The organism is Gordonia sp. YY1 (assembly GCF_009872315.1).
GTDB lineage: Bacteria > Actinomycetota > Actinomycetes > Mycobacteriales > Mycobacteriaceae > Gordonia > Gordonia amicalis.
This window is the reverse complement of record NZ_WXYI01000010.1, coordinates 172,089-178,683: the sequence shown is the minus strand read 5'-3', so window position 1 is coordinate 178,683 and position 6,595 is coordinate 172,089. Positions and strand designations below refer to the sequence as shown.

The following is a 6,595-nucleotide window of genomic DNA, read 5'->3' as shown; positions in this document are numbered from 1 at the left end:
GAAAACACCACACATTCGCTACGCTGTCAGAAGCTGCCTAATCCAAATCCCGTGTCCACCATCCGGGGTCAAGGCCCCTCCTCCCACGCGCTCTCCCACAGGGTCACGATCGCCGGGTACGGCGTGCCCCATTTCTCAGCGAATTCCTCCCATCGCAGCCGGGCCTCAGCGGCGGTCGGCGCGGTGTAGATCGGTTTGAGATCGGCGCTGATCTTGTCCCAGTACTTGCGGGAGGCGTACTTGAAGGTGTTCCGGATCAGATGGATGATGCACGTCTGTACCGTGGCCAACGGGAACGCGGCAACACACTGTCGGGCAACCCTTTCAAGCCGTCACAGACCACGAAGAAGATGTCGCGGACACCCCGGTTCTTGAGGTCGGTGAGCACCGCCAGCCAGAACCTGGCCGACTCGCCGCCACCGTCGCCGGCCCACATGCCGAGGATGTCTTTGTGCCCGTCGAGATCAACACCGATCGCGGCGTAGATCGGCCGGTTACGCACCTGCCCGTCACCGATCTTGACCATGATCGCGTCGATGAACACCGCCGCATACACCTTCTCCAGCGGGCGTGCCCACCAACTCACCATCTCCTTGATGACCCGATCCGTGATTCGGGAGACGGTGTCTTTCGACACCGACGCACCGTAGACATCGGCGAAATGCGCTGAGATCTCCCCGGTCGTCAGCCCCTTGGCGTACAGCGACAGCACCACCTGATCCACATCGGTGACGCGACGTTTGCTCTTACCCACTATCACCGGGTCGAAGGTGCCGTTGCGGTCGCGGGGCACCTCGATCGGCACCTGCCCACACGCGTCGGTCAGCACCCGTTTCGTGCGCGTGCCGTTGCGTGAATTGCCGGTGTTGCGGCCGGCCACGTCATGTTTGTCGTAGCCAAGATGTTCGGTCATCTCCTCATCGAGCGCGGCTTCAAGCACGCTCTTGGTCAATGCCTTGAGCAGCCCGTCAGGACCGGTCAAAGCCACTCCCTGCGCGCGTGAGCTACGGACCAGATCGCTCACCAAGGCCTGCTCGGCCTTCGAGAGCTCACGCACCGCATCCGCGGTGGTGACATCGTGTTCTCGACCAGTCTGAACTGGCCCTGCCACCGGGGCATCCACGCCCTCGATTGTGTCGGTCATCGTCGTTATTCCTCCTGCCCCACGCCGGGGGCGATCAAAACCACTTACACCGAATCAGCGACAGTCCCGGCTGGCAGTCAGCGGAACCAATAAGCGGGAGGGAACCGGTCGGGCGGGAGGGGGACCGCCCCGCGGGGAAGTGGTTACGCGTACGCCGGCCGGAACACCAGCCGCGCGCCCTGGGCGCGGGCGGCGTCGCGGAAGTTCTTCATCGCGCGTTCCATGTGGAAGCCGTTGGTGACGATGAGTGCGCCGGTCCCGCCCATCCGTTTCAGCATCGCCACCGTGTTCTGGGCGTTCTGCACCGTCGAGGTCGACGCGACCTCGTTGACCATCTGCCACACCGGGATTCCGCGTCGGATCAGTCCGATGTTCATGAACTGGGCCTCGGCGATGGGCAGCCAGTGGGTGTCGCCGCCGGAGGCGATGATCCGATTGAACGGATGCTTCTTCGCGAGATTTGCCGCGACGTTGAGTCGTTGGGTCATGATCTGCGGTGTCTGGCCGAGGGTGCCGAACTTGGCGCCCAGCACGACGATGTAGCGGGTCGGCGGGCTCTCCCATAGGAACACGCTGTTGGGGGTCCCGAGCTCGGAGCTGCCGAAGTCGACACTGCCGAAATCCAAACTGGTGGCGGCTGATTCGACCTTCGCCGTGCTGGGATCGCCCGTGGTGGTGACGGCGACACCGGCCGTCGTCACAGCCGCGGCCACGGCGATCGCGGGCACCATTCTTCTCAGACGCATGCCCTCGGAGTCTAGGGACACGCAGGTGCGGACGGGTGTCAATCCAGTAACAACTGAATCACCAGTCACACACGTAACGCCTCACATTGCAGTCGAACTACCCCTCGACCGCCAGGTCACGTGAGCGCGATGTACTTCACCGAGAGATACTCGTCGATGCCCTCGCTGCCGCCCTCGCTGCCGATGCCCGACTGTTTGATCCCACCGAACGGTGCTGCCGCGTCAGAGATCACGCCACGGTTCACCCCGACCATGCCCGAGTCGAGGCGGCTCGCGACGCGCATGCAGCGTTCCAGGTCGCGACTGTAGAAGTACGACGCCAGGCCGTACTCGGTGGAGTTGGCGGCGGCGATCGCGTCGTCCTCGTCGTCGAAGGTGCTGATCACCGCGACCGGGCCGAAGATCTCTTCCCGCGTCACCGGGGCGTAGGGGTCTACGTTGTCGAGAACCGTTGCCGGGTAGAAGAACCCGCGACCGCCAGGACGTTCTCCGCCCAGCCGCACGCGGGCGCCTTCGTTCACGGCCTGCTCGACGGCGGCCGCGACCTTGTCCCGCTGGTCGGCGTTGACGAGCGGTCCGAGTGTCACGCCCTCCTTGTAGCCGGGGCCCATCCTGACGTCCGACATCTTCTCCACGAGTTTCGAGGTGAACTCCTCGGCCACACCGGATTGCACGAGGAAACGGTTGGCCGCGGTGCAGGCTTCGCCGCCGTTACGCATCTTGGCCGCGAATGCACCCTCGACCGCGGCGTCGACGTCGGCGTCGTCGAACACCAGGAACGGTGCGTTGCCACCGAGTTCCATCGAGGTGCGCTGCACCCGTTCGGCGGCCTGCCCGAGCAGATTGCGGCCCACCGGCGTCGAGCCGGTGAAGCTGATCTTGCGAATCCGGTCGTCGGTGATCAGCGCGGTGGACACCTCGCCGCTCGAACTCGTCGGAAGGACCGACAGCACGCCGGGCGGCAGTCCCGCCTCGGCGAAGGCCTCGGCCAGGGCCAGCATCGTCAGCGGCGTCTCCCGCGCGCGGGCTTGACGATCATGACATTGCCGGCAGCCAGCGCCGGACCGATCTTGCGCGTGCCCATCGCGAGCGGGAAGTTCCACGGCGTGATCGCCAGACACGGCCCGACCGGCTGATGCGCGACGAGGATTCTTCCGTTGCCGGCCGGGGCCTGCGTGAACCGGCCGCCTATCCGGACCGCCTCCTCGGCGAACCAGCGCAGGAACTCGTTTCCGTACTTCGTCTCCGCGCGGCTGTCGGGGAGGGCGCGGCCGAGTTCCAGGGTCATCAGCATCGCGATGTCGTCGGCCCGGTCGGTGAGCAACTCGAAGGTGCGTCGCAGGATCTCGCCCCGCTCGCGGGCGGGGGTCGCGGCCCAGTCCTCGGCCGCCGCGACTGCGTGATCGAGGGCGGAGCGGGCATCCTCGACGCCGGCGTCGGCCACCGATGTCAGCGACTCCTCGGTGGCCGGGTCGTACACCTCGAAGGTGGCGCCATCGGCGGCCGGCGTCGAGTGGCCGTTGATCCACAGGCCGGCCGGCACCCCGTCGAGAATCGCCTGCGGGTCGAGCACGTCCTTCTCACTGACTTCGCTGGAGCTCATGTCGTTTCACGTCCTCCGTGTCGTGGCCGGGCCGATTTTCACGCTACCGGCACCGGCAGGGTTGCCGACCGCCTTCGCGCGGACGCACGATGGCTGGGTGGACGCACGAAACCGACGCCGGTGGTTCGGCACCGCGATCCGCGGCCTCGGACTGCTCGCGGTGGCCGCGACCCTGGCGACCGGATGCTCGGGCGACGACGCCGCGGGAAGCACAGGGCGAGCTCAGGCACCCGCCGCGGCACAGACCGCCGACGACGGCAGCACCCGCTACGTCAACCTCGGAGACAGCTTCAGTGCGGGCACCGGTGTCCGTCCGCTGGTGGAGGATTCGCCGATCTACTGCCAGCGCTCGTCGAAGAACTTCGCGCACATCGTGGCCGCGGAAGAGAACCTCGCGCTGACCGACGTCAGCTGCGCCGGCGCCGAGACCGCCGACTTCCGCGCGGCCCAGCACGAGGGGGTGCCACCGCAACTCGACGCGCTCGGCATGGACACCGATGTCGTCACGGTGATGATCGGGGGCAACGACAAACGGACCTACGGGCGGGCGATCGAGCTGTGCAGCCAGGCGGCGGACACGAATCCACTGGGCTCGCCCTGCACGGATCGCTACGGGCAGTCACTGATCGAGCCGGTCGGAAAGGACATCTATCCGGCGATCCGTGCGGCACTGCGCGACGTGAAGGTCAAGGCTTCGGGCGCGAAGATCCTGCTCGTCGGCTACCCGTGGCTGATGCCGCCGACCATCGGTTGCTACCCCGAGATGAAGCTCGCCGTCGGCGATGTCCCGATGATCCGCAGGCTCCAGACCGAACTCAACGACTACGGTCGACGCGCCGCCGAGGACGAAGGTGTCCGGTTCGTCGACATGCTGCCGGTCTCCGTGGGGCACGACGCCTGTGCGGGGCCACAACGTTGGATCGAACCGATGACGGCGCAAGGGCCCGCTCGTGTCCACCCCAACGAGCGGGGTCAGGAGGCCATCGCCGAACAGGTCCGCAAGGCGCTCGCGAACTGAGCCGAAACGTACCCTTCGGACACCCCCGCGTGACCCGGAGCACCCTCTCACCAGCGGCGATTTGGGTCACTCGGTGCCATTTGGAACACTGTAGGCCGTGACCCCTTCCGCTGATGGCCCCATCGTCGAGCATGCAGACACTTCCGCCGCGCTGTTCGCCCGCGCTGCCGAGGTCATCCCGGGCGGCGTCAACTCTCCGGTCCGCGCCTTCTCCGCGGTCGGCGGGACCCCGCGCTTCATCGCGAGCGCCCAAGGGTGCCGCCTGACCGACGCCGACGGCGCGACCTACGTCGACCTCGTCAGCTCGTGGGGTCCGATGATCCTCGGTCACGCTCATCCTGCCGTCGTCGAGGCCGTGCAGCGCGCAGCCTCCGGTGGCCTGTCGTTCGGTGCGCCCACCGAGGGCGAGATCGAACTGGCCGAGGAGATCATCGGCCGCGTCGACCCCGTGCAGCGGGTGCGACTGGTGAACTCGGGCACCGAGGCCACCATGTCGGCGATCCGGCTCGCACGCGGATTCACCGGCCGCTCCAAGATCATCAAGTTCGCCGGCTGCTACCACGGCCACGTCGACGCGTTGCTCGCCGCCGCCGGGTCGGGTGTGGCAACGCTGGGCCTGCCGACCAGCCCGGGTGTCACCGGTGCGTCGGCACACGACACCCTCGTGCTCCCGTACAACGACCTCAAGGCCGTCGCGAAGGCCTTCGAGGAGTTCGGCGACGACATCGCCGCGGTCATCACCGAGGCCGCCGCGGGCAACATGGGTGCGGTCGCGCCGGTCGACGGTTTCAATGCCGGGCTGCGCGAACTCACCAGCCGCCACGGCGCCCTGCTGATCATGGACGAGGTGATGACCGGGTTCCGCGTGAGCCCGAGCGGCTGGTACGGCCTCGAAGGCGTCGCGGGCGACCTCTACACCTTCGGCAAGGTCATGAGCGGTGGCCTGCCCGCGGCGGCGTTCGGCGGTCGCGCCGACGTCATGGAACGCCTCGCGCCGACCGGCCCGGTCTATCAGGCGGGCACGCTGTCGGGTAATCCGGTCGCGGTGGCCGCTGGCCTCGCGACCCTGCGTCACGCCGACCACGAGGTCTACAACAAGCTCGACGCCAACGCCGACCGTCTCGCCGGGCTGCTCACCGAGGCGCTCACCGCGGCCGGTGTGGGCCATCGCGTGCAGAAGGCGGGCAACCTGCTGAGTGTGTTCTTCACTACCGCCCCGGAGATCCCGATCTTCGACTACGCGAGCGTGAACGCCACGCAGACCTGGCGATTCGCGCCGTTCTTCCACGCTCTTCTCGAACGAGGGGTGTACGCACCGCCGAGTGCCTTCGAGGCGTGGTTTGTGTCCGCCGCACTCGACGAGGATGCTTTCTCGCAGATCGCCGACGCGCTGCCCGTGGCAGCGCAGGCAGCCGCTACCGCAGCCACCCCGGGGGACAACGCCTGATGCACACGATCGTCCACATGATGCGCCACGGAGAGGTCGACAACCCGGAGGGCATCCTCTACGGCCGCCTCCCCGGATTCCGGCTCTCCGGCGCCGGCCGCTCACAGGCGCAGATTGTCGCCGACACTCTCGCCGACCACGACGTCAAGGCCGTCTTCGCCTCGCCGTTGCAGCGCGCGCAGGAGACCGCGACCCCCATCGCCTCGGCCCACGGCCTGTTCATCCAGACCAACGACGACCTCATCGAGGCCGACAACGTCTTCGAGGGTCTCAAGGTCTCCGTCGGTGACGGCGCGCTGAGCAAGCCGAGGCACTGGCCCAAGCTGCGTGACCCGTTCACCCCGTCGTGGGGTGAGCCGTACATCCAGCTCGCGCACCGCATGCTGGCGGCGGCCAACCGAGCCCGCGACGCCGCACGCGGTCACGAGGCGGTGTGCGTCAGCCACCAGTTGCCCGTCTACACGCTGCGTCGCTTCCTCGAAGGCCAGCGCCTGTGGCACGACCCGCGCCGCCGGCAGTGCTCGCTGGCCTCGCTGACCAGCCTCATCTACGACGACGACGCCCTCGTCGACATCATCTACTCCGAGCCGGCCGGGGCCTCCGACCCGCTGGCCACCGGTGCGTGAAACAAAGGTAG

Annotated in this window: 4 protein-coding genes and 2 pseudogenes; 3 read left to right on the top strand and 3 right to left on the bottom strand. The window is 67.4% G+C overall.

What is annotated here, in order from left to right; genetic code table 11:
• Positions 1 to 77: 77 nt before the first annotated feature.
• From BPODLACK_RS14910 to BPODLACK_RS14900, 3 genes and pseudogenes are all read right to left on the bottom strand, one after another.
• A pseudogene (locus BPODLACK_RS14910) lies at positions 78 to 1,144 on the bottom strand (IS256 family transposase); the annotation flags it as partial.
• A gap of 143 nt (positions 1,145 to 1,287) precedes the next feature.
• A complete protein-coding gene (locus BPODLACK_RS14905) occupies positions 1,288 to 1,890 on the bottom strand; it encodes a YdcF family protein (protein WP_024498684.1) in 603 nt (200 codons plus the stop codon).
• Positions 1,891 to 2,006: 116 nt separating this feature from the next.
• A pseudogene (locus BPODLACK_RS14900) lies at positions 2,007 to 3,493 on the bottom strand (NAD-dependent succinate-semialdehyde dehydrogenase).
• 97 nt (positions 3,494 to 3,590) lie between these two features.
• Between BPODLACK_RS14900 and BPODLACK_RS14895 the strand changes: the two are divergent.
• From BPODLACK_RS14895 to BPODLACK_RS14885, 3 genes are all read left to right on the top strand, one after another.
• Positions 3,591 to 4,511, top strand: a complete 921-nt coding sequence (locus BPODLACK_RS14895; RefSeq protein ID WP_006438842.1) for an SGNH/GDSL hydrolase family protein — start codon at positions 3,591 to 3,593, stop codon at positions 4,509 to 4,511.
• Between the two features lie 97 nt (positions 4,512 to 4,608).
• Entirely contained in the window at positions 4,609 to 5,958 is a 1,350-nt protein-coding gene (hemL, locus tag BPODLACK_RS14890; protein ID WP_159405541.1) for a glutamate-1-semialdehyde 2,1-aminomutase, read from the top strand.
• Complete coding sequence (locus BPODLACK_RS14885; RefSeq protein ID WP_006438840.1) at positions 5,958 to 6,584, top strand: histidine phosphatase family protein; 627 nt, start codon at positions 5,958 to 5,960, stop codon at positions 6,582 to 6,584. Before hemL ends, BPODLACK_RS14885 begins: the two co-directional genes overlap by 1 nt.
• The last annotated feature ends 11 nt before the right edge of the window (positions 6,585 to 6,595 follow it).